Annotated in this window: 19 protein-coding genes; 7 read left to right on the forward strand and 12 right to left on the reverse strand. The window is 64.7% G+C overall.

Annotated elements, in window-relative coordinates; genetic code table 11:
- Positions 1 to 97: 97 nt before the first annotated feature.
- Positions 98 to 1,369 carry an ABC transporter substrate-binding protein gene (locus JNE37_RS04205; protein ID WP_203065411.1) on the reverse strand — a complete coding sequence of 424 codons (1,272 nt, stop codon included), beginning with the start codon at positions 1,367 to 1,369 and terminating at the stop codon, positions 98 to 100.
- Positions 1,370 to 1,453: 84 nt separating this feature from the next.
- Here JNE37_RS04205 and JNE37_RS04210 point away from each other — a divergent pair, with 84 nt between their 5' ends.
- Both JNE37_RS04210 and pncB read left to right on the forward strand, forming a co-directional pair.
- A complete protein-coding gene (locus JNE37_RS04210; RefSeq protein WP_035032117.1) occupies positions 1,454 to 2,362 on the forward strand; it encodes a helix-turn-helix domain-containing protein in 909 nt (302 codons plus the stop codon).
- Between the two features lie 352 nt (positions 2,363 to 2,714).
- Entirely contained in the window at positions 2,715 to 4,019 is a 1,305-nt protein-coding gene (pncB, locus tag JNE37_RS04215) for a nicotinate phosphoribosyltransferase (RefSeq protein WP_035032119.1), read from the forward strand.
- Between the two features lie 109 nt (positions 4,020 to 4,128).
- On the opposite strand, the gene JNE37_RS04220 is transcribed toward pncB, so the two are convergent.
- On the reverse strand, positions 4,129 to 5,406 hold the full coding sequence (locus JNE37_RS04220; RefSeq protein ID WP_203065412.1) for a cation:proton antiporter: 1,278 nt from the start codon (positions 5,404 to 5,406) through the stop codon (positions 4,129 to 4,131).
- Between the two features lie 3 nt (positions 5,407 to 5,409).
- A complete protein-coding gene (locus JNE37_RS04225; RefSeq protein ID WP_156046339.1) occupies positions 5,410 to 5,736 on the reverse strand; it encodes a YARHG domain-containing protein in 327 nt (108 codons plus the stop codon).
- 184 nt (positions 5,737 to 5,920) lie between these two features.
- Here JNE37_RS04225 and JNE37_RS04230 point away from each other — a divergent pair, with 184 nt between their 5' ends.
- From JNE37_RS04230 to JNE37_RS04240, 3 genes are all read left to right on the forward strand, one after another.
- The gene (locus tag JNE37_RS04230) at positions 5,921 to 6,838 is read left to right on the forward strand and encodes a VOC family protein (protein WP_052015190.1); all 918 of its coding nucleotides are present in this window, start codon (positions 5,921 to 5,923) and stop codon (positions 6,836 to 6,838) included.
- A gap of 186 nt (positions 6,839 to 7,024) precedes the next feature.
- Positions 7,025 to 8,023 carry a zinc-binding alcohol dehydrogenase family protein gene (locus JNE37_RS04235; RefSeq protein ID WP_203065413.1) on the forward strand — a complete coding sequence of 333 codons (999 nt, stop codon included), beginning with the start codon at positions 7,025 to 7,027 and terminating at the stop codon, positions 8,021 to 8,023.
- Positions 8,020 to 8,571 carry a DUF924 family protein gene (locus JNE37_RS04240; protein ID WP_246513510.1) on the forward strand — a complete coding sequence of 184 codons (552 nt, stop codon included), beginning with the start codon at positions 8,020 to 8,022 and terminating at the stop codon, positions 8,569 to 8,571. Before JNE37_RS04235 ends, JNE37_RS04240 begins: the two co-directional genes overlap by 4 nt.
- A 22-nt stretch (positions 8,572 to 8,593) precedes the next feature.
- Here the strand turns inward: JNE37_RS04240 and JNE37_RS04245 are convergent, their stop codons facing one another.
- Together JNE37_RS04245 and JNE37_RS04250 are read right to left on the reverse strand one after the other, a co-directional pair.
- Entirely contained in the window at positions 8,594 to 9,601 is a 1,008-nt protein-coding gene (locus JNE37_RS04245) for a P1 family peptidase (protein ID WP_203065414.1), read from the reverse strand.
- Positions 9,602 to 9,629: 28 nt separating this feature from the next.
- A complete protein-coding gene (locus JNE37_RS04250) occupies positions 9,630 to 10,985 on the reverse strand; it encodes a tetratricopeptide repeat protein (protein ID WP_203065415.1) in 1,356 nt (451 codons plus the stop codon).
- A gap of 88 nt (positions 10,986 to 11,073) precedes the next feature.
- Here JNE37_RS04250 and JNE37_RS04255 point away from each other — a divergent pair, with 88 nt between their 5' ends.
- Together JNE37_RS04255 and JNE37_RS04260 are read left to right on the forward strand one after the other, a co-directional pair.
- The gene (locus JNE37_RS04255; RefSeq protein WP_203065416.1) at positions 11,074 to 11,859 is read left to right on the forward strand and encodes an alpha/beta fold hydrolase; all 786 of its coding nucleotides are present in this window, start codon (positions 11,074 to 11,076) and stop codon (positions 11,857 to 11,859) included.
- 457 nt (positions 11,860 to 12,316) lie between these two features.
- The gene (locus JNE37_RS04260; RefSeq protein WP_246513512.1) at positions 12,317 to 13,099 is read left to right on the forward strand and encodes an IS110 family RNA-guided transposase; all 783 of its coding nucleotides are present in this window, start codon (positions 12,317 to 12,319) and stop codon (positions 13,097 to 13,099) included.
- A 91-nt stretch (positions 13,100 to 13,190) separates the two neighbouring features.
- Here the strand turns inward: JNE37_RS04260 and JNE37_RS04265 are convergent, their stop codons facing one another.
- The 7 genes from JNE37_RS04265 to JNE37_RS04295 all read right to left on the reverse strand — a co-directional run bounded on the left by JNE37_RS04265 (position 13,191) and on the right by JNE37_RS04295 (position 22,459).
- Positions 13,191 to 13,931, reverse strand: coding sequence for an SDR family oxidoreductase (locus tag JNE37_RS04265; protein WP_203065417.1), 741 nt, complete (start codon positions 13,929 to 13,931; stop codon positions 13,191 to 13,193).
- Positions 13,932 to 14,071: 140 nt separating this feature from the next.
- Positions 14,072 to 15,529 carry an aldehyde dehydrogenase family protein gene (locus tag JNE37_RS04270; RefSeq protein ID WP_203065418.1) on the reverse strand — a complete coding sequence of 486 codons (1,458 nt, stop codon included), beginning with the start codon at positions 15,527 to 15,529 and terminating at the stop codon, positions 14,072 to 14,074.
- A gap of 148 nt (positions 15,530 to 15,677) precedes the next feature.
- On the reverse strand, positions 15,678 to 17,291 hold the full coding sequence (locus JNE37_RS04275) for an ABC transporter ATP-binding protein (protein WP_203065419.1): 1,614 nt from the start codon (positions 17,289 to 17,291) through the stop codon (positions 15,678 to 15,680).
- Complete coding sequence (locus tag JNE37_RS04280; RefSeq protein WP_203065420.1) at positions 17,288 to 18,169, reverse strand: ABC transporter permease; 882 nt, start codon at positions 18,167 to 18,169, stop codon at positions 17,288 to 17,290. The genes JNE37_RS04275 and JNE37_RS04280 overlap by 4 nt, the downstream gene beginning before the upstream one ends.
- A complete protein-coding gene (locus JNE37_RS04285) occupies positions 18,166 to 19,113 on the reverse strand; it encodes an ABC transporter permease (protein ID WP_203065421.1) in 948 nt (315 codons plus the stop codon). Before JNE37_RS04285 ends, JNE37_RS04280 begins: the two co-directional genes overlap by 4 nt.
- 502 nt (positions 19,114 to 19,615) lie before the next feature.
- The gene (locus JNE37_RS04290; RefSeq protein WP_203065422.1) at positions 19,616 to 21,109 is read right to left on the reverse strand and encodes an ABC transporter substrate-binding protein; all 1,494 of its coding nucleotides are present in this window, start codon (positions 21,107 to 21,109) and stop codon (positions 19,616 to 19,618) included.
- A gap of 69 nt (positions 21,110 to 21,178) precedes the next feature.
- Positions 21,179 to 22,459 (reverse strand): acetylornithine deacetylase/succinyl-diaminopimelate desuccinylase family protein, encoded by a 1,281-nt coding sequence (locus tag JNE37_RS04295; protein ID WP_203066315.1) that lies wholly within the window; start codon positions 22,457 to 22,459, stop codon positions 21,179 to 21,181.
- Positions 22,460 to 22,532 lie beyond the last annotated feature (73 nt).

A 22,532-nucleotide genomic window follows, 5' to 3' on the forward strand; every position in this document is an offset into this window, starting at 1 on the left:
CCTCCGATTCATGGACGACAGCACCGCCGGATGGCCAGGGCCAGCCGGGAGGCGCCGGAACGAGGCGGGCCGGAGCCCGCCCCTTCTGGGTTCGGAATTACTGCATCTGCTGGCGCAGCTGCGCGTCGATAGCCTTGAGGGCGTCATCGATGTTGCCGCCCGAGGCGATGCCGGGCATCTGCGCCCGCACGGCGAGGCGCGCTTCGGGCGTGAAGGTGCCGAAATCGACGGCGGGAACCTTGGCCAGCCAATCGGAGAAGTTCTGCCAGACAGGTTCACCGTTGAAGAACTCGTCGCTGGCCTTGAAGGCGGCGCCTTCGCGCGCGGCGAGGAGCGAACCCACGGCGCCCTGGTTGATCAGGATGCCCTGGTAGAAATCGACGTCCTCGGCCCAGACGGTCTTGAGGAAGTCGGAGGCTTCGGCGGCATTCTTGGAGGAAGCGAGCACATACCAGCTCGAACCGCCATTATTGGTGAAGTGGGTTGCCCCATCGACGCCATCGAGAGCCGGCATCGGCGCCACGCGCCACTTGCCCTTCTGCTCAGGCACGGACTTGATCGTGCCCGTGATCCAGACGCCCTGCGGAACCATGGCGATTTCGCCGGAGGTGAAGGCGCCGGTATAGTCGGTCCAGTTCGAGATCGGCTTGACGAGGCCGGCCTTGTTGAGCTCCTGGAAGGTCGTGAGCGCCTGCTTGAGGGCCGGGTTCTCAAGGATATTCGGCTCGGTGCCGTTCTTGAGGTACCACTGGCCGGCGGACTGCATCATCATGATGATGATGCCATCGTCGTTGAAGTCGACGTCGATGAGCTGGTGGCCGGTCTTGGCGAGCACGTCCTTGCCGATTTCGATCAGCTTGTTCCAGGTGATGTCCTGGAGGTCTTCGGGCTTGTAGCCGGCCTGCTCGAGGTAGTCCGAACGATAAAAGAGGCCCGCGACGCCGGAGTCGAAGGGCAGCGAGTAGGACTTGCCGTCAAGGGTCGCGGCGGCAACCTTGTACTGCGCGAACTTGCTCATATCGATGGAATCGGACAGCGGCACGAAGGCGCCGGGGAACGATTGGAGGAAGCGCTGGATGTTGTCGTCCTGGACCAGCACGATGTCGGGCAGACCATCGGTCACGCCCGCGAGGAGCTGGGTCTGGAGCTTCTGGTTGATCTCGTCCTGCGAGATGTTGTTGATATTGAAGGTGGTTTCCGGATGCGTCTTGGTATAGCGCTCGCCGGCATCCTTCATGGCCGGGATGTTGAAGTTGGGGTCCCAGCACCAGACCGTGAGTTCGGCGGCCGAAGCGGCGCTGATCGACAGCAGGCTGACGCCGAGCGCAAGACCAAGCATCTTCCGCCACCGCGAATGCGTGCGTTCCATAGTGTTCCTCCCTTTTCTTTGCTCGTTGAGCATGGGTAGACTATCGTGTCCCAACGGTGTGTCCGCGCAAAAGGGAATGTCGAGTTGCCGGAAAGTAAGGTGCGCCCGATCTACCAGCCCGGGGCCAGTAGCGTTGAAGGGCTGCCGACCAGTTTCCAGATGTTCCACAACACCCCGCTGGTGATGGTGAAGCCGCATTGGCACGCACAGGTGGAAGTCAATTTCATCGTCCGCGGCGAGGTGCATTACCGCATGCACACCCACGAAATGACGTTGCAGGCCGGGCAGATGTGCCTGTTCTGGGGCGGACTGCCGCATCAGATGGACGATCGTTCGGAGGATGCCATCTATGCCGGCGCCCACCTGCCGCTGATCCACTTCTTCCGCCTGCGCCTGCCCGAGCACGTGCCCCAGCAATTGATGCAGGGCACGACGCTGTTCACCCAGGCGACGGATGCGTCGGACGATCACAATTTTGCGCGATGGAACGCCTATGCGCGATCAGGCGATGGCGTGAAGGCCCAGCACGCGGTCAACGAACTCCTGCTACGGCTCGAACGCGTGCGTTTCGAGCCGTTTTCGCTGCTGGGGGGCAGTTCGGAGAGCGTGGAGGGTGCGCCGAGCGAAGCGTTCGACGTGCAGTCCTCGCGCACCGTGGGCAAGATGTGCGATTTCATCGCCCAGAATTTCCTCAACGACATCGACTCGATCGACATCGCCACGGCGGCGGACCTGCATCCGAAATATGCGATGAGCATCTTCAAGCGCTCGACGGGGATGACGCTCAACGAATATGTCAGCCTGCTCCGGCTCTCCTACGCGCAGGCCCTGCTGCTGCGCGAGGACGCGAACGTGCTGCACATCGCGATGGAGAGCGGCTTCGGCTCGCTCAGCGCGTTCAATAAATCCTTCCGGAAGATCGCAGGCATGTCGCCGTCCGATTTCCGCCGGGACGCCGGCGCGTTTCCGGAGCAAAGGCAGGGGTGGAGCTGAGGGAGCGCGTGTTGGACGGCACACCACCTTTGCACTCTTCTTCTTCTCCTCCTTCCCCTCACCCTCCCCACAACTGCACTTCCCCGGCCGCAGAGCCGGGGCCCACGGGTCGCTCCACTCGGGTGGAGTGGTGCAATAGGCCCCGGGTCTTCGCCCGGGGAAGTCCCGTGGGTTTGGCGAGTAATGAGGGTAGTGACGCGGGATGGGCAGAGGACGTGGATGGTATCGACGATGCGGAATAATGTAGCGGACCCGGAATGGTGCAGAGCACTCGGAACCACCGCAAACCACGCCGCCCTAGCTTTTCCCCGCCCAGCCCCTTAATTAATGCGTCGCAGCTTTGGGACGCATTATGACCAGAACCGATATCGCCAGGCGGGTTTACAACCACACCTGGAAGCTGGACCCGATCATCCGGTCGCTACTGGATACGGATTTCTATAAGCTCCTGATGCTGCAGATGATCTGGGGGCTCTACCCCCATGTCAACGCCACGTTCTCGCTGATCAACCGCACGACCTCGGTGCGGCTCGCCGACGAGATCGACGAAGGCGAATTGCGGGCGCAGCTCGACCATGCGCGCACGCTGCGCTTCTCCAAGAAAGAGATGATCTGGCTGGCCGGCAATACCTTTGCCGGGCGCAAGCAGATTTTCGAGCCGGAATTCCTGGCCTGGCTGGAGAACTTCCAGCTGCCCGAATACGAGCTGCACAAGCGCGACGGGCAGTATGAGCTGACCTTTGCCGGCCGCTGGGTCGAGACCACGATGTGGGAAATCCCGGCGCTCGCCATCATCAACGAATTGCGCTCGCGCGCGGCCATGAAGCAGTTCGGGCCGTTCGCGCTCGACGTGCTCTACGCGCGGGCCAAGGCCAAGATGTGGGCCAAGACCGAGCGGTTGAAGCAATTCCCGGACCTCAAGATTTCCGATTTCGGCACGCGCAGACGGCATTCGTTCCTCTGGCAACGCTGGTGCGTGGAAGCCCTTAAGGAAGGGATCGGGGAGAGCTTTACCGGCACCTCGAACGTGCTGCTGGCCATGGATACGGACCTCGAGGCGCTTGGCACCAATGCCCATGAGCTGCCGATGGTGCTTGGAGCCCTGGCGACGAGCGACGAGGCCCTTCGCGCCGCGCCCTACGAGGTGCTGCAGGACTGGCGCAGCTATTACGGCGGGAACCTGCTGATCGTCCTCCCGGATGCCTTCGGCACGGCGGCGTTCCTGCGCGACGCGCCCGATTGGGTCGCGGACTGGACGGGGTTCCGGCCCGACAGCGCCCCGGCTATCGAGGGCGGCGAAAAGATCATTTCGTGGTGGAAGGCCAAGGGGAAGGACCCGCGCGAAAAGCTGCTGATCTTCTCGGATGGGCTCGACGTCGACATGATCATCGAGGCGTACGAGCATTTCGAGGGCCGCGTGCGGATGAGCTTTGGCTGGGGCACGAACCTCACCAATGATTTCGAGGGTTGCGCGCCGGTGCCGACCAATGGGCTCAAGGCAATTTCGCTGGTGTGCAAGGTGACCTCGGCCAATGGGCGACCGGCGGTCAAACTCTCGGACAATCCCGAGAAGGCGACCGGGGATCGTCGCGAGATCGAGCGGTACCTGCGGGTGTTCGGCGAAGAAGACCGCGTGGCGCATGCGGTGAAGGTTTAGGGACGCGGCACTTCCCCAGTTTCCCCACCACGGAACTTCTGGGCCCCGGCTCTGCGGCCGGGGAAGTCCGGTGGTGGGGTGAGATAGAACGCCAGCGCCGCGCTTGCCTTTACGCCTCCGTCAACCGCTCCACCGGCTTCCCTGCCTTTTTTAACGACATGCGCAGCAGCGGCGCCGTCATCACGGTGGTGCATACCGCCATCACTACCAGCATGGTGAAAACCTTTGGCGGGATGATGCCCAGGCTGAGGCCCAGGTTCAGCACGATCAGTTCCATGAGCGCCCGCGTATTCATCAGCACGCCAAGCGTCGAGGCATTGGCCGGATTTACGCCCGCTGCTCGCGCGGCCAGCGTTACCGGCACGATCTTGGCCAGCACCGCTACCGCGACGATCAAGAGGCACCAGGCCCAGTCGGTGAGCGTCGTCAGGCCGAGGACGTTGGTGCGCAGGCCCGTATAGGTGAAGAAGATCGGCAGGAAGAAGACCAGTACGAACTGGCCGATCTGCCGCCGCCAGGCCTGGGCGAATTCCTCGTGCCTATGGAAGAGCAGGCCGAGGAGAAAGCCGCCGAAGATGGTGAAGACTCCAAGCCGCTCAGTGGCAATGCCGGCGAGGAAAATGCCGGCCAGCACGATGGCGAGGAGGTTGGAGGAAATCTCGCCGTCCTTGATCGGCCAGCGCTTGAGCAGCCAATCTGCGATCGGGCGGCCGAGGAAGAAGAGGACGAGCATGAGCACGATCAGACCGCCTACCTGCAGCGCGGTATGCGTCGGTGAAAAGCTCGAAGCGGCGTAAGCGGCGACGCCCGCCAGCAGTACCCAGCCCGTGACATCGTTGATGGCTGCGGCCGAGATGGCGACGACGCCGATCTCATCGCGCGTGAGGCCGTATTCGCGCAGGATGCGGCCCATGGTGGGAAGCGCCGTGATGCAGAGCGCCACGCCGATGAAAAGCGAAAAGGCCAGCCGGTCGATTTCTGGCGCCAGCACCGGGGCGATGAACCACCCGAGAACGGCGCCCGCAAGCGTCGGCACGATGATGCTGGCAGCCGCCACATAACCGACAGCGCGGCTGTTATGGCTGCGACGCAGGTGACGGAAGTCGAAATCGCAGCCGAGCTGGAACATGAGGAAGATGAGCCCGATCTGGCTCAGCACCAGCATGGGCGTGGCAGCGACGGGATCGAAGATGGCGGCCGAAAGATCAGGCCAGAAATGGCCGAGCAGCGACGGCCCCAGCAGCAGCCCGGCAACGATCTCGCCCACCGCCCGCGGCTGGCCGAGGAGGCGCGCAAGATTGCCCGCCAGGCGCGCCGCCGCCACGATTACGATGAGCTGGAGGAGCGTGGCGACGACGAGCAGCTCGGTTTGCTGGACGTTCTGCAAGGTTTACTGGCAGCCCTTGGCCTTTTCGACCGACTGGATGGTGGCGATGTTCTGGCGCTCGATGGCGTTGAGCTTCACGCCCGCCTGATCATCGACATAGCAGCCCTTGTTGCCGAAATAGCTGATGGCGCGCTGGGTTTTGAAGCAATAGCCGTTCTGGTGGTAGATCGAATTGCGCAGATCCCAGAGGACCTGGCACGAAAACTGGCGCAGATCGATCTTGCGGAAGGTGTCGCTGTCATCGCAACCGATCTGCTCATAGCAATTGGCCATGGCCGGACCAGCCGCGAGAACCATCGCCAGGGCGACGGCTAAAGTCCTGATATGCATTGGAAGTCCCTCCCTTGCCCCCACTCTAGTGAGCACGAAATCGCTGGCGCGGAAAGCGGCAACACGCCGGTGCGGTTTATCGAACAATGCCTTCGGTTTGGCTTACATGGTCGAACGGCATGGTTGGGACTATATCTTGGGGCAATGATACGGCGCTCCCCGAGGAGGCCGGAAGGAGACAAAGATGATTGATGCAAGCGTGCAGACCGCAGTCCGCTCCGCGCCGATCCTGCCCCTCACCACCAAGCTGGGCCCGGTGCACATCGCGGTGACCGACCGCAACCGAGCCCTCGCCATCTGGCAGGACGTGGTGGGGCTCGACATCGTCAGCGAGCATGAGAACGTCCTCGAACTGGGCGTGGGCAACACGGTGCTGATCGTGCTCGAAACAGGCGCGAACCGCCCCGTCGTACCGCGGACGATCGGCCTCTACCACGTGGCCGTTCACGTGCCGACCCGTGCCGACCTGGCGCAGATGGCCGTGCGCGCCCTTCAGCGCGGCGTGCGGATTTCGCCGACCGACCACCTGGTTTCGGAAGCCATCTATCTCTGGGATCTAGACGGCAACGGCATCGAGATCACGTTCGAGACCCCTTGGCGCGGCCATCTGGGCGACCCGGAAACCGGGCACTATGCCATCACGGTCGACGGCAAGCCGCATTCGGGACGCGACCCGATCGATCTCGACGGGCTCCTGGCCGAACTCGGCGAAAAGCCGGTACTGGCGACCCGTATGCCGGCCGGTACGCGGATCGGGCACGTGCATGTGCATGTGAACGACCTCGAAAAGGCGATGGTCTTCTATCGCGACGTGATCGGCTTTGCCGGGTTCCTGCTCATCCATTCGTTCGGAATGGGCGATGTCGGGCTCGACTACATGCCCCACACGCTGGCCTTCAACATCTGGTCCGGCCCCAATGCCGTGCTGCCCCCGGCGGGCGCGGCGGGGCTGCGGTGGTTCACCATCGTGGTGCCGGATGCCCAGACGCTGGCCGGCGTCCGCTCGCGTCTCGAAGGCGCCGGCGCACCGGTGAGCGAGATCGCTGGCGGCATCGAAACGCAGGACCCGTTCGGAAACCGGCTGCAGGTGCTGGTGGGGTAAGGACGCAAGGGGGTGTGGCTCACCCCCTCCCAACCTCCCCCGCAAGGGGGGAGGTGCTATCCGTGGTTGTCGAATGCTTCGTGCGTAAGCAACTGGATCGAAACACCTCCCCCCTTGCGGGGGAGGTCGGGAGGGGGGACGCACCGCTCCCGATTTCGGCTATGATCCTTCCAAAAGGGAGTCGTCATGCGAGCCGTTTCCTGTCTCGCGCCGGGTGAACTGGCGTTGATCGATATTGCGCCGCCGGAGCTGGAACCGGGCTGGGTGCGCGCGCGCGTCGCCCATATTGGCATCTGCGGCACGGACTACCACATCCTCGAAGGCACCCATCCCTTCCTCGAATATCCCCGCATCATGGGCCACGAGCTCTCGGGCACCGTGCTCGATGCCAATGGCGGCGACTTTGCCGTCGGCGATCCGGTGGTCATCAATCCCTACCTCCCCTGCTACCACTGTCCCGCCTGCCGCGAGGGCAAGACCAATTGCTGCGAGTCGCTCAAGGTCATCGGCGTCCATAGCGATGGCGGCATGACCGAGGAAATCGTCATGCCGGCCGCCAACCTCTACCCCGCGACGGGACTGAGCCTGCGCGATGCGGCCATGGTGGAATTCCTCGCCATCGGCGCCCACGCCGTGCGACGGGCGGAGATCAAGCCGGGCAATCGCGTGCTGGTCGTAGGCGGCGGGCCGATCGGGCTGGGCGTCGCGTTCTTCGCCTGGATCGCGGGTGGTGAAGTGGCGCTGCTCGATACCGCGCCGGACAAGCTCGAGTCCGCACGGCACTTCGGTTTCATGCCGGTGGGGCTGGATGATCTCGAAAGCCCGGGCTTCCTTGCCACCAGGGGTTCGGGGTTCGATGCGGTGTTCGACGCCACCGGCTCGATCCGGGCGATGAACGCCTCGATCGCGCACACCCGCAACGGCGGCTCCTACACGCTGGTCGGGGTGATCAAGGGCGATCTCGTCTGGTCGGACCCGGACGTGCATCGCAAGGAGCTCACCATCCGTGCCTCGCGCAACGCGACGCGGGAAGACTTCGACCATGTGATGGATTCGATCCGCAAGGGTCTGGTGCCAACGGACCGGCTGGCCACCCATGCCACCACCCTCGACAACGTTGCCCGCGACATGCCGGTCTGGATGCATGAACGCCGCGGGCTCATCAAGGCGATCATTACAGTATGACCATGCTCACAGCCCAAGACGTGATCCAGTTCTGGTTTCATGAATGCACCTATGAAGACTGGTTCGGCGGCAAGGCCGAATTCGATGCCCGCCTCAAGGAGCGCTTCCACGAGACTTTCGGGCACGTGGCCAAGGGCGAGGCCTGGACCTGGCGCGTAACGCCCGATGGACGGCTTGCCGAGGTGATCGTGCTCGACCAGTTCTCCCGCCAGTTCCATCGCGGCGAGGCACAGGCTTTCGCGCAGGACGGCATGGCACTGGTGCTGGCCCAGGAAGCGGTAGCCGGCGGCCATGACATGCAGGTGCCGCTCGAATGGCGGACGTTCTTCTACATGCCCTACATGCACTCGGAATCGCTCGCCGTGCACGAGGCGGCCAGGCCGCTGTTCGAGGGGCTGGGGAAAGAGGATACGCTCAAGTATGAGCTGGACCACGCGGAGATCGTGCGCCGGTTCGGCCGGTTCCCCAAGCGGAACGCGGCGCTCGGACGGGTGAGTACGCCGGAGGAAGCGGCGTATATCGCTGAGATCGGGGATCGGATGTTTTAGGGGGCCCTCCCCTCGGGCTAACCTACCTGCCCCACTTCTCCCACCAAGTCGGCGACACATCCCCTGCCGCCGGCGTCGCCAGGTAAATCGCGCGCGCCATTGCTCGCGCCAAGCATACCGCCGCCGCGTGCCCGAGGTGGATCGTGTTGAGGATCGGGTCTTCCAGCGGCACATCGCAAGTCGAGACCGCGAAGACCAGGTCCCCGTCGACCGGCGTGTGGCTCGGGCTCGCGCCGCGGGCGATGCCGTCCTGGGCGGCGACGGCGAGGCGCTTGGTCTGGGCCTTGGTCAGCACGGCATCGGTGGCGACGATGGCGATGGTAGTGTTGGCGATGGGGTTCATCAGCGCATCGCGCTTTGAGCGGGCGGTCTGGGCAAAGCTGAGCGCTCCCGTATAGGGGCCGAGATTGCCGAATTCGCCATCGATCTCGTAAGGCGCAGCCCAGAAATTGGGATTATCGCCCATGGTGACCGAGCCTGTAGGATTTGCCGCAACCAGCGCGCCGATGGTGTGGCCGCTGGGGAGCACGATGGAGGCGGAGCCCAGGCCGCCCTTGAGATTGGCCGTGAGGGCACCCGTGCCGGCACCGGTAGTGCCGAGGGCGAAGTCTTCGCCGGCGCTGGCAAGCGCCCTCGCGCCCAGGGCGCGATAGGGGTTTTCGGCCCAGCTCTTGTCGCCGCCGTTGAGGAGATCGAAGATGATGGCGCCGGGCACGATGGGCACGGTGGCGCTTTCGACGCGGAAGCCGCGACCGCGCTTACGCAGTTCATCCATGACCCCGGCAGCAGCATCGAGGCCGAAGGCCGAACCGCCCGAGAGAACAAGGGCGTCGACGCCTTCGACCAGCTTGTCGGGAGCGAGAAGCTCGGTCTCGCGCGAACCGGGCGAGCCGCCCATGACGTCGACCGAGGCGATAAAGGGCTTGTCGCCGACAAGGACGGTGGTGCCGGATTTGACTGTGTGGTCCTCGGCATTGCCCACATAGAGGCCTTTGACGTCGGTGATGAGATTGCGCGGACCCTGGCGCATGGCGTCCCCCCTTCGGTAGTTTTCTTATTCAGGCGTAGCGGCGGGCGGCGGCTTGGGCGGCCTCCTCCGGCTTGCCGAGTTTCTCGTAGACCATTGCGAGCGCGCGGTTAAGCGGCACGCCATCGGGGTCCCAGGTGCGGCGCATTTCGAGCAACTGCCGGGCGATGGCCCAGTTGCCGGCCTTCAGATGCGCATCGAGCAGGATCTGCCCGAAAAGATCGCGCTGCGCATGGCTGCCGCCGATTTGGGCGATGCGCGGATTAGCGACCGAGAGGTATCTGACCGCCTCCCCGTAATTGCCGCGCGCATGGGCGAGGACACCCCGGCAACCGGGCAGTACCACGTCGTGCCAGACGAGGCGATCGAAAGCGTCGGCGCTGCGGGCCTTTTCTTCCACCGCCTGCATGAGCAGGTCGGCTTCGACCCGCTCGGCGCGGGCGAGGCCATAGAGATACTGAATGGTTAGGAAGGGCTGGATAGTGTCGCGGGCGCGGCTGCGCATGTGGTTGGCCACGTCTTCCCAGCGATTGCCGACATTCATGCCGGCGATCTCCATGCGGGCGAGGAGCGAGACGGCGCCAACCTGATCCTGCGAATAGTCCTTTTCCTGGCCCCAGACGTGCAGGTCGTAGGCATCGAAGACGGACTGCTCGTCGCCCAACGAGATGTGGAACAGTGCCTTGTGCCACCAATTATGGGTGTACATGAAGGAGTTGAGATCTACCCAGGTTCTCGAAGCGTCGCCCATGAACTGAACGCCTTCGCGCACGCGCCCCTGCGAGAGCATGACATGGGCCAGGGCATGCTGGGCCCAGGGTTCCTTTTCCTTGAGGGAGAGTGCCTTGCGGGCGGCGGTCTCGGCCTTTTCGATCTCGTGCATCTGCTCGTAGCCGAAGGCCAGCATGCCGTGGACATGCGGATTCTCCGGGCTGGAGGCTTCGATCTTGCGGGCAATGCGCAGCATCGAGGCGGCATCGCCCCGGTTGAAGCTGAAATACTGGTGGAGTTTAGCCGAGGCGAGATCGGTGGGGAATTCATCCACGATCTGCTCGCCGATAGCCTGAACGCCGGGGATGTCGCCGGCGATCCAGCGTTCGAGCTGGGCCAGCATCATGATTTCGCGGCGGTTGGCTCCGCCGGCGCTCTGTTGGGCGCGGGCGAGATAGAGCGCGGCCTGGTCTTCGGCGCCCGCGGCCTCGAGGAACATCCAGGAGAAGCCGGCATAGATCTGCGCGATGGTCGAATCCGGGTCGGCATCGGCAGCGCCCAGGACATTGGCCGCCTTCTTCTCGTAAGCCAGGAAGCCCGAGACGAAATCATCGATACCGGAAAGCGCCGCATCGCTGGCGGCGCTGATGGAATTGCCGAGGGCGTCCTGCGCCATGATGGTTTAACCTATTGGTCAGGCTCCAAAATTGCAAAGTCCGGGAGGCTTGTCTAGATTCCCGAGCCTTCACAATCGGGAATGCACAATGCCGCAATTTACGAGCCGGGGCGCCGTAGTTCACTACGAGATCGCGGGCAGTGGCCCGCCGGTGCTGATGCTGGCCGGAACGGCCAGCGACGGCGCCAGTTGGGCCCCGCTCACCGAACGGCTCCAGGACCGGTTCACCCTCATCCTCCCCGATAATCGCGGCTCGGGCCGGACGCAATCGGAAGGCGAGATCGGCGTGGCCGACATGATCGCGGATCATGCCGCGCTCATCGACCATCTCGGCTACGAACAGGTGGCCGTGGTCGGCCACTCGCTGGGTGGCTATCTGGGCTTGGCGCTGGCCGCTCAACATCCCCAAAAGGTGTCGCGGCTGATCACGATGGCCAATAGCGACCGGTTCGGCGCCAAGGAAGTTGCCCTGTTTCGCGACATGGCTACTCTCTACGGCCAGATCGCGCCGCAACTCTGGTTCGCGCTGCTCTATCAATGGCTGTTTGCCGATGGCTTTTTCGCCAGCCCGGCCAATGTCGCGGCCGCGGCGGAGGCATCGACGAACTATCCCTACCGGCAAAGCCCCGAAGATTTCGCCCGGCAGGTGCGCGCACTCGAAACGGCCGGTCCGCTGGATGTGAGCCGCATGCGGTGCCCAACGCTAGCGATCGCCGCCGGTCTCGACCTCCTGGTGCCGCCCTCGCGGGTGCTCGCGGCCCATGTGGGGATCGGGCAGTTGACCACCGTGGTGGTCGAAGGCGCGGGCCATTCGGTGCACTGGGAGCAACCGGCGCGCGTGGCTGGGGTGGTGCGGGAGTTTCTTGAGGGGTGATCTGGGAGGCGCACCCAGCAAACGCCACTACCACCAACTCCACTCAAGCCTCCACCGCCCACCACACAACCTGCCCCACCCCGATCTTCCCCGGGCGAAGACCCGGGGCCTATTGCACCGCGCCACTCGAGTGGCGCAATCCGTGGGCCCCTGTGTAATTGTGCTGTGCCATATTGGGTACGGGCGGGAGACCGTTGGGCCCCAGGTTTAAAGACCGAGAGCCGGCACGGGTCCCCGCCCGCTTTGACAAACACCTGAACAGTTGCACGAGGCCGCTTGAGACGGACCTCGGATCACAGGGACAGGCCCATGACCCTATCACCGACCTGGATTGGAATCGACGTTTCGAAAGCCTGGCTGGATATCGCCTCTTCCGGCGGGGAGGGCGTGCAGCGGATCGCCAACACGATGGACGCCATCGCCGCATTCGCCGCCACGCTGGAGCGGGAGGGCACTCGTGGTGCTGGAGGCGAGCGGGGTTTACGACAGGAGCTTGCGCGCCGGACTGGCGCTGGCCGGGATCGGCCATGTCCGGGTCAATCCGCTGCGGGCCCGTGACTTTGCGCGGGCCAGCGGCCAGCTCGCCAAGACCGATGCGCTCGATGCGGCCATGCTTGCCGAAATGGGCCGGGCCCTGCGCCTCGTGGCCGACCCGCTGCCCGAGGCCGGACGCGAGCGGCTCGGCCTGCTCAGCCGCCGCCGCGACCAGTTGGTGGCCATGCGCACCCAGGAAAAGCAGCGCCGGATCGAGATGACCGATCCCTTCATCGGCGCCGACCTGGACCGGCACCTGGCCGGCCTCAACCAGGCCATCGCCGCCATCGAGGTCGAAATCCAGAACCAGATCGGCAGCGATGCCGCCCTGGCACAGGACCAGGCCCTGATCCGCTCGGTGCCCGGCATCGGCCCGGTCACCGCCTCTGTCCTGGCCGCCCTGATGCCCGAACTGGGCCGGCGCTCGGGCAAGCAGATCGCCACCCTGGCCGGGTTGGCCCCGCTCAACAACGATAGCGGCCTACGGCGCGGACAGCGCTCCATCCGCGGTGGCCGCCGCCGCGTCCGCCAGGCCCTCTACATGGCCGCCGTCGCATCCTTGCGAACACAATCGCCTCTCAACGCCTTCTACCACCGCCTGCGCCAGGCCGGAAAACCACCCAAGCCTGCCCTCGTCGCCCTCGCCAGAAAGCTCCTCGTCACCATCAACGCCATGATGAAAACCCGAACACGCTTCGCAACCTGAATTACAGTTGCCGGATCAAGTCCGGGAAGTGCAGTGGGGATGGAGAGTATGGAGAGTATGGGGTCTCCTCGGGGAAGCCGTGGCCCACGCCCTAAATGCAGCGGCCCCCGTCCACCTCCATCGCCACGCCGGTGACCATGCTGGCCTCATCCGAGCAGAGGAAGCAGGCGGCATTGCCCATGTCTTCCGGCGTCGAAAACCTTCCGATGGGGATCGAGGCCAAAAACTTCGCTCTCATCTCGGGGGTATCCTCGCCCATGAAGGTCTTGAGGAGCGGGGTATCGCCGGCCACCGGGTTGATGGCGTTGACGCGCACGCCCAGTGGGGCGAGTTCGATGGCCATGGATTTGGTGGCGGTGACCATCCAGCCCTTGGACGCATTGTACCAGGAGAGGCGCGGGCGCGGGCTGACCGCCGCCGTCGAGGCGACGTTGAGGATGGCGCCCTTCTTGTTGGCCTTCATGTGGGGGACGAGGGCCTTCGCCGTGAGGTAGACCGACTTGATGTTGACCGCGACGACGCGGTCGAAATCGGCCTCGGATATGTCCTCCATGGCGGCGGGCAGATGGCTGACGCCGGCATTGTTGACGAGGATGTCGAGGGTGCCGAAAGCTTTGAGGGCGGCTTCGGCGAGGGCGTTGACGCTCTCTGCCTTGGAGACGTCGACCTGATGCGAAAGCGCGCCGAGTTCGGCGGCCATGGCGTGGGCGGCATCGCCGTTGATATCGGCGATGATGACGCGGGCGCCTTCGGCGACGAACTTCTTGACGATCCCCGCGCCGAAGCCGGAGGCGCCGCCGGTGACGATGGCGGTTTTGTTGGCAAGTCTCATGATGGTCAAAATCCTCGTGGTGTTGCTGGCTCCCCCCACCCTGTCCCTCCCCGCAAGGGGGGAGGAGACCTGCTGGCTAGATCGTGCCCCAACGTCTCCCTCCCCCTTGCGGGGAGGGGACAGGGGTGGGGGTGCCCAAATTATCCGTGATAGGCGGCAACCGTCTTCAGCACCGAGAACCCATAGAGCGCCTCAAAACCCTTTTCGCGCCCATGCCCTGACTTCCCGATGCCGCCGAACGGCAGTTCCACGCCACCGCCGGCGCCGTAATTGTTCAAAAACACCTGCCCGGTCTTGATGGCCTTGGCCAAGCGCATTTGCCTCGCCCCATCACGCGTCCACACCCCCGCGACGAGGCCGTAATCGGTGCCGTTGGCGATGGCGATGGCGTCTTCCTCGGTGTCGAACGGGATCACCACCTGCACAGGCCCAAAGATTTCATCCTGGGCGAGGCGGTTGGAGGGATCGATGCCCGCCACCAGCGTCGGCGCGAGGTAGTGGCCGCCCGCCGGAACGCCATCCACGATCTGGCCCCGCGCCGCGATGCGACCGCTGCCGAGATTGGAGAGGAAGCCGGAGACGATTTCCTTCTGCCGTGCCGAGACGAGCGGGCCGACATCGAGATCGGACGCAGCGGGGCCAACTTTCAGCGCTGCATAGCGCTCTGACATGCGGGCGAGCACCTCATCGTGGATGGAGCGCTGCACGAGGATGCGCGAGGAGGCCGAGCAGGTCTGGCCGGCGTTCTGGATGCCGGCATTGACGAGGAACGGTAGCGCGCGGTCGAGATCGGCATCCTCGAAAATCAGTTGGGGCGACTTGCCGCCCAGTTCGAGGGTAACGGGCACGACGTTCTTCGCCGCCGCTTCCTGGATGAGAATGCCCACGCCGACCGAGCCGGTAAAGGAGATGTGGTTGACGCCCGGATGGGACGAGAGCGCGGCGCCGGCCTCTTCGCCCAGCCCCGGCACGACGTTGAGCGCACCCTTGGGCAGGCCGGCTTCCTCGGCGATGGCGGCGAAGGCGATGGCGGTGAGGCAGGCTTCTTCTGCCGGCTTGAGCACCGCCGCATTGCCCATGGCCAATGCCCCGCCGACCGAGCGGCCGATGATCTGCATCGGGTAGTTCCACGGCACGATATGGGCGGTGACGCCATGCGGTTCGCGCAGCGTATAGACCGTGTAGCCGTCGAGATAGGGAATGGTCTCGCCATGCACCTTATCGGCAGCGCCGCCGTAAAACTCCATGTAGCGGGCCAGCGCGATGGCGTCGGCGCGGGCCTGCTTGAGCGGCTTGCCGACATCGAGGGCTTCCAGCCGCGCCAGATCATCGACGCGCTCCAGCACCTTCTGGCCGATGCGGGTGAGGATGCGACCGCGCTCCAACGCGCTCATGCGACCCCACTCACCATCGAGGGCGGCATGGGCGGCGGCGACGGCGCGGTCGACGTCATAGGCTTCGCCACGCGCGATGGCGCCGATGGTTTCGCCGGTGGACGGGTTCTCGATCGGGAGGGTCTGCTGGCCGTTCGGCTTGACCCATTCGCCACCGATGAAGCAGCGGGTGGGGTCGAACCAGAGGTTGAGGTCGGTGGTCATGGGTTTTGCCTGGGTCGTTGTGTTCTTGGCCTACCCCCACCCCGGCCCTCCCCACAAGGGGGAGGGAGGTTTTGGGGCGGGATCGAGCCATCAGGTCTCCCTCCCCCTTGTGGGGAGGGAACAAGGGTGGGGGTGAACCCACCGGAAACTAGCCTCCCGTCCTTCCGGCCAAAGCCGTCTCCAGATTCGGCGTCGCGGCGAGCAGTTCGCGCGTATAGGCGTGCTGCGGATTGCGGAAAACCTCCTCGGTCGGACCCGATTCCACGATCTGTCCCGACTTCATCACCAGCACCCGGTCGGTGATGGCGCGCACCACGTGTAGGTCGTGCGAGATGAAAAGGTACGAAAGCTTCAGCCGGTCCGAGAGTTCTGCCAGGAGATCGAGGATCTGCGCCCGGATCGAAACGTCGAGCGCCGACACCGCCTCATCGAGAATGATCAGCGCCGGATTGATGATCAGCGCCCGCGCGATGGCGATGCGCTGGCGCTGACCGCCCGAAAACTCGTGGATGTACTTCTCCGCGTCGGTCGCCTTGAGCCCCACATGCTCCAGCGCCTCGGCAATGCGCCTGTCACGCTCGGCACCCGAAGGCGCTTCGTTGCCAAGAAGATGGAAGGGTTCGGAGACGAGGCGATCGACGCGGTGGCGCGGGTTGAAGGAGCCATAGGGGTCCTGGAACACCACCTGCATCTTGCGTCGCGCCGCAAAGGATGCACCCGTGGTGATGGCCTCGCCATCGAGCCGGATGGCGCCCGATTGCGTCGGCTCCAGCGCCATGATGGCGCGGGCCAGCGTGGACTTGCCGCAGCCGCTCTCCCCCACAAGCCCGACATTCTCGCCGCGATTGACGACGAGGCTCACGTCGTTGACGGCGCGAAAAGCCTTTGGCGGCCCGAAGAGCGAGGCGCGCGGCAGCTTGTATTCGCGCACCACATTCTCGATGGCGAGCACCGGAACATCCGAGGCCCCGACGGCCGGAGGCGGCAGGCGCTTGGGGGTGTGGCTGGAGGCGGCAAAGAGCGCGCGCGTATAGGGGTGGGCGGTCTTGCGGAAGACTTCGAGCGTCGGGCCGGCCTCGACCACTTCGCCCAGCTTCATGATGGCGATCCTGTCGGCGAGATCGGCGACCACGGCGAGGTCGTGGGTGATGAAGATCATGCCCATGCCGTCTTCATCGACGAGGCGCTTCAGGAGCTTCAAAATCTGCGCCTGCGTCGTCACGTCGAGCGCCGTGGTCGGCTCGTCGGCAATGAGGAGGCGCGGGCGCAGGGCAATGGCCATGGCAATGACGACGCGCTGGCGCTGGCCGCCGGACAGCTCGTGCGGGTAGCGGTCGAGCGGGAAGCGGGCTTCGGGGAGTTCGACGCGGTTGAGGGTTTCGCGGGCGACTTTCAGCGCTTCGGCGCGGCCGACGCGGCGGTGCACCATCACGGTTTCGGCGACCTGGTCGCCGATGGTCCTGGTGGGGTTGAGCGCGGTCATGGGTTCCTGAAACACCATGCCCACATCCTTGCCGCGAATGCCGCACATCTCGGCTTCGGGCTTGTTCAGCAGCTCGACGCCATCGAGCGTGATGGAGCCGGAGGCGCGGGCGCTCGACGGCAGGAGCTGCATGATCGAGAGCGCGGTCATGGATTTACCCGAGCCGCTTTCCCCGATGACGCCGAGGATTTCGCCCTTGTCGACCGAGAGATCGACATCCTTGAGGATTTCGAAGCTGCCGATGGCGAGCGAGAGTTTTCTGGCGACGAGCAGGGTCATGCGCGGCTCCTGCGGGTCTGGGGGTCGAGGATGTCGCGCAGGCCATCGCCCATGAGGTTGACGCCGAGGACTGTGAGCACGATGGCGAGGCCCGGCGCCAGCGCCACATGCGGCGCGAGCCCGATCATGGTCTGCGCATCCGACAGCATCTTGCCCCAGCTCGGGGTCGGCGGCTGCGCACCGAGGCCGACATAGGCCAGGCTCGCTTCGGCCAGGATGCCGAGCGAGAACTGGATGGTGGCCTGCACCACCAGCGTATTGAGGATGTTGGGCAGGATATGCTCGGCCGAAATCCGCACCGCGCCTTTGCCCGACACCCGCGCCGCCATGACGAACTCGCGCTGCCAGAGGCTCAGGGCCGCGCCGCGCGAGAGGCGCGCGAAGACCGGAATGTTGAAGATGCCGATGGCGATGATGGCATTGACCGCGCCGGGACCGAACACCGCCGTGATGAGAATGGCGATGAGCAGCGCGGGGAAGGCGAAGACGAGGTCGTTGGCGCGCATGATGACTTCATCGAGCAGGCTCCCACGCTTGGCGGCAGCGGCGAGGCCCAGCGGCGTGCCGATGGCCGCGCCGATGCCAACGGCGACGAGGGCCACGGCGATCGAGGTGCGCGCGCCGACCATGATCATGGAGAGCACGTCGCGCCCGAAATGATCTGTGCCTAGCCAATGCGCCCAGGACGGACCCTTGAGCTTGTTGGGGATGTCCTGGAGCGTGGCGTCATAGGGCGTCCACACGAAGGACACGATGGCGGCCAGCACGAAGACCAGCGTGATGATGGTGCCGACGACGAAATTGCGCGAGCGCAGCGCGCTCCAGATGAGGCTGTCGCGGCGGCTCGCCGGAGCGGCGGGAAGCGTGGCGTCGGTCATGCTTGCCTCCGCAGGCGCGGATCGACCAGCGCATAGGTCATGTCGACGATGAAGGTGACGAGGATCACCGCGAAGACCAGCAGCATCACCACCGATTTGACCACGATGAGATCGCGCTGGGTAATGCCCTGGAAGACCAGCCGCCCGAGGCCGGGCAGGAAGAAGACGTTTTCGATGATGATGGCCCCGGCGAGCAGGAACGAGAATTGCAGCCCGATAATGGTGAGCACCGGGATGAGCGCATTGCGCAGGGCATGGCGCCAGAGGGTCTGGCGGCGGGTCAGGCCCTTGGCGCGGGCGGAGCGGATATAGTCCTCGTTGAGGGTATCGAGGAGCGACGACCGCATGACGCGGGCGAGGATCGATGCCTGCGGCAGCGCCAGCGCGATGGCCGGCAGCGTCAGCGCCTTGAGGCCGACGAAGAACCCCGCATCCCAGCCCGGAAAGCCGCCGGCGGAGAACCAGCGCAGCGTGATCGAGAAGGCCAGCACCAGCAGCATGGCGAACCAGAAATTGGGGATGGCGACGCCGAGCTGGGTGGCGCCCATGATGGTGACGTCGGTGGCCGAATTGCGCCGCGCGGCGGCCAGAATGCCGACCGGGAAGGCGATGAGGGTCGAGAGCGTCAGGGCATAGATGGCGAGCGGCAGCGACACCCAGAGGCGCGCGCCGATAAGTTCGGCCACTGGGACTTTATAGGTGTAGCTGGTGCCGAATTCGCCATGCAGCAGGCCGGCGGCCCAGGTGAAATAGCGCTGCAGCGCCGGCGCGTTGAGGCCAAGCTGTTCACGCAGCGCCTCGACGGCATCAGGTGATGTGTTCATGCCCAGCATGAACTGGGCGGGATCGCCGGGGACCACCTCGAGGACGAGGAAGATCACGATCGAGGCGGCTATGAGCGAAAGCGCCAGCGAAACCAGGCGTGAAAGGAAGAAGCGGAGCATTCAATGGATTCCGTGGCGCGGGAGGCCGCGCGGGCGCGGAGCGGTGGGCAGTCGCGTTATCCGGGGATGGGCTAGATCGAGCTCCCACCACCCCTTCTCCCCTTGAGGGAGAAGGTGGCGCGTCAGCGCCGGATGAGGGGTCGGCGATGCTGGCACAAACCCCTCGCCCGCCCTGCGGGCACCCTCTCCCTCAAGGGGAGAGGGGGAGCTTTTGGCTGAGATCGTACCCCATCGCACCTCCCCCCTTGCGGGGGAGGACGGGAGGGGGGTGAGCCGAAGGCGCGAGGCTGGGGCAACCCCCACCCCTATCCCCTCCCCACAAGGGGGAGGGAGACGCTTTTGCAGGATCGTGCCCCACGTCCTCCCTCCCCCTTGTGGGGAGGGATCGAGGGTGGGGGTGAGCCCAAAACGCCGTGCGGGGAATGCCCCCCTTCGGGCCTCCCCCGCAAGGGGGGAGGTGAAGAGCGGATGTGCTGCGGCGTTCGAGCTCAAACCCACCGGTTTACTCGTCCCAGTAAACGGCGGTCAGATCCGTGGCCTGCGTCGGAGCATTCTCCCACATCCCATGGATCTTGGCGTTCTGCACGCCGGCCTTGGCCAGCTCGAACAGGTAGACGTTGACGTAATCCTGAGCGATCTGGGTCTGCGCGGCTTTCCAGAGTTCGGAACGCTTGGCCGGGTCGGTGGTGTTGTCGAGGTCCGCCATGATCTTCTTGAAGGCGTCCGACTTGTAGCCGAAATAATAATCGTCGCGGCCGTAGATGTTGATGTCGAGCGGCTCGGTGTGGGAGATGATGGTCAGGTCGAAGTTCTTGTTGGTGAAGACTTCGGACAGCCACTGCGCCCATTCGAGGTTGGTCGTCTCGGTCTTGATGCCGACGGCGGCGAGCTGCTGGGCAATGATTTCGCCGCCCTTGCGGGCATAGCCTTCAACCGGCGGCAGCTTGAGCGAGAGCGTCAGATCCTTGACGCCGGCTTCAGCAAGCAGGGCCTTGGACTTTTCCGGGTCGTAGTTGGAGAGCGCGGTCAGGTCCACGTAATCCGGGTTGTGCGGCGCGAAATGCGTGCCGATCGGCGTGCCGTAGCCGAACATGGCGCCATCGATCACGGCCTGGCGGTCCACCGCATGGGCGATGGCTTCGCGAACCTTGACGTTGTCCAGCGGCGGCTTGGCATTGTTCATGGCGAGGATGGTCTCGCCTTCGGTCGAGCCGACGACGACGGTGAAGCGCGGATCGCTCTTGAACTGCTCCAGCGTTTCGGGCGCCGGGAAGTTCGGGAAGGCGTCGACGTCTTCGGCCATCACGGCGGCGAAGGCGGCGGTCGGGTCGGCGATGAACTTGAAGGTCGCCTTGTCGAGCTTGACCGGGGTGCCCCAATAATCCGGGTTCTTGACCAGGTCGATATGGTCGCCCTGCACCCAGTTGTCGAACTTGAAGGGGCCGGTGCCTACTGGCTTGGTGGCGTTGTCGGCAGCGCTTTCGGGCGCCACGATCACGGCGTCGCCCCAGGCCATGTTGAAGAGGAAATTGCCGTTGGGCTTGGAGAGGGTGACCTTGACGGTCGCCGGGTCCACCGCATCGACCGAAGCGATATCGGCGAAGAGCGCCTTCTGGGCGTTGGTCGAGCCTTCGGCGCGGGCGCGGTCGAGCGAGAACTTCACGTCCTCGGCGTCGAACGTGGTGCCGTCATGGAACTTGACGCCTTCGGCGAGGTGGAACGTATAGGTAAGGCCGTCCTCGGAAATGTCCCAGGACTTGGCGAGCGCCGGGACGATCGAACCATCGGGCGCAAAGCGGGTGAGGCCTTCGAAGACGTTGGCATAGACCACTTCGTCGATGGCGGCGGCGGCGCCGGCGGTCGGGTCCAGATTTGGCGGTTCGAGCACGAGGCCGACCTTGATGTCGGTCCGGGCAGCAGCGAACGCCACCGGCGTCATTGCCGTCGAAAGCGCGAGCGCGCCGGCAACGGCAAGCATCACGAATGATTTGCGCATGGGTTTCCTTTCCCTTGTTGTCCCCATCGGAAGAGGCAAGGCCTCTCCCCGTCTCCCTGCCGGCCCCTCTTAGTGGCGGGGGCCGAGCAAATCCTTGAGCGTCAAGGCCATGACCTTGGCGCTGTCGATCATGTCGTCCACGCCCACATATTCATCGGGCTTGTGTGCAAGATCGAGAATTCCCGGACCGTAGGCAATGCAGTTCTTCATGCGCCCGATGCGGTCGATATGCTTCTGGTCGTAGGTACCGGGCGAAACCACATAGGCCGGGTCGATGCCAAGCACTTCGGTGATGGCCTTGGACGTCGCCGTCACGATCGGCGCATCGCGCTCGGTCATGGTGGGCGAAATGGTCCAGAGGTCGCGGATTTCGTATTGGAAGGTCGGGCGTTGCGCCTTCACGCGCTCCAGAACGTCGATCATCTCCTGGCGCACATCGGCCGGGGTTTCCTCGATGAGGTAGCGGCGGTCGATGATCATGCGCGAGGAATGCGCGACGACCGGTGCCGGGAAACCGGTAAACCCTTCCTCGGGCTCGGGCTGGCCGCCATGGATGGAATTGATGTTGAGCGTGGATTGCCGCGCCTGTGGCGGCACCACCGGCATGGCGGTGCGCTTTTCGGCGAGCGCGGGGAAAAGCGTCGCTTCCATCTCGGTCAGCACCGCGCCCATGTGGCGGATGGCGCTGTCGCCCAGAAACGGCATGGAGCCGTGGGCGATGGAGCCCTTGGTCTCGATCTCCGCCCACCAGACGCCGCGATGGCCGAGGCAAATGCGATCCTTGTTGAGCGGCTCGGGGATGATGACGTGCTGCACGCGCTGCGGGCTGAAAAAGCCCTTCTCTGCGAGATAGGCGACGCCGCCGAAACCGCCGGTTTCCTCGTCGGCCGTGCCCGAGATTTCGACGGCGCCGGAGAAGTCGGGATAGACGTCGACAAACGCTTCCGCCGCGATGATCGAAGCGGCGAGGCCGCCCTTCATGTCGCAGGTGCCGCGGCCGTAGATCTTGCCGTCGGCAAGCTCGCCGCCGAGAGGATCGAAGGTCCAGCCCGAGCCGATCTCGACGATATCGATATGGGAATTGAAGTGGACGGTCTCGCCCTTGTGGGCGCCCTCCTTGCGGGCGACGACGTTCCAGCGCGGATACTTGTCGCTGTCGCCGGGCGTGCCGAAGGCGCGCACCATCTCGATTTCAAAGCCGCGCGGCCGCAGGCGCCTGGCGAGGTATTCGCAGATTTCCAGATACGCCTCGCCCGGCGGGTTGAGCGTGGGGATGCGGATCAGGTCCTGCGTCAAAGCGATCAGGTCCTGCCGCCGGCCCTCGATCTCCGCCAGCAACCGCGAATGCAACTCAGTCAACGACGACCCTACCCCCAAATGCAAAACCGCTTTTGCACAGTGAAACGGTCGGGATTTTGAGTCA

This window comes from Paradevosia shaoguanensis (assembly GCF_016801025.1).
In the GTDB taxonomy this organism is placed as follows: Bacteria; Pseudomonadota; Alphaproteobacteria; order Rhizobiales; family Devosiaceae; genus Paradevosia; species Paradevosia shaoguanensis.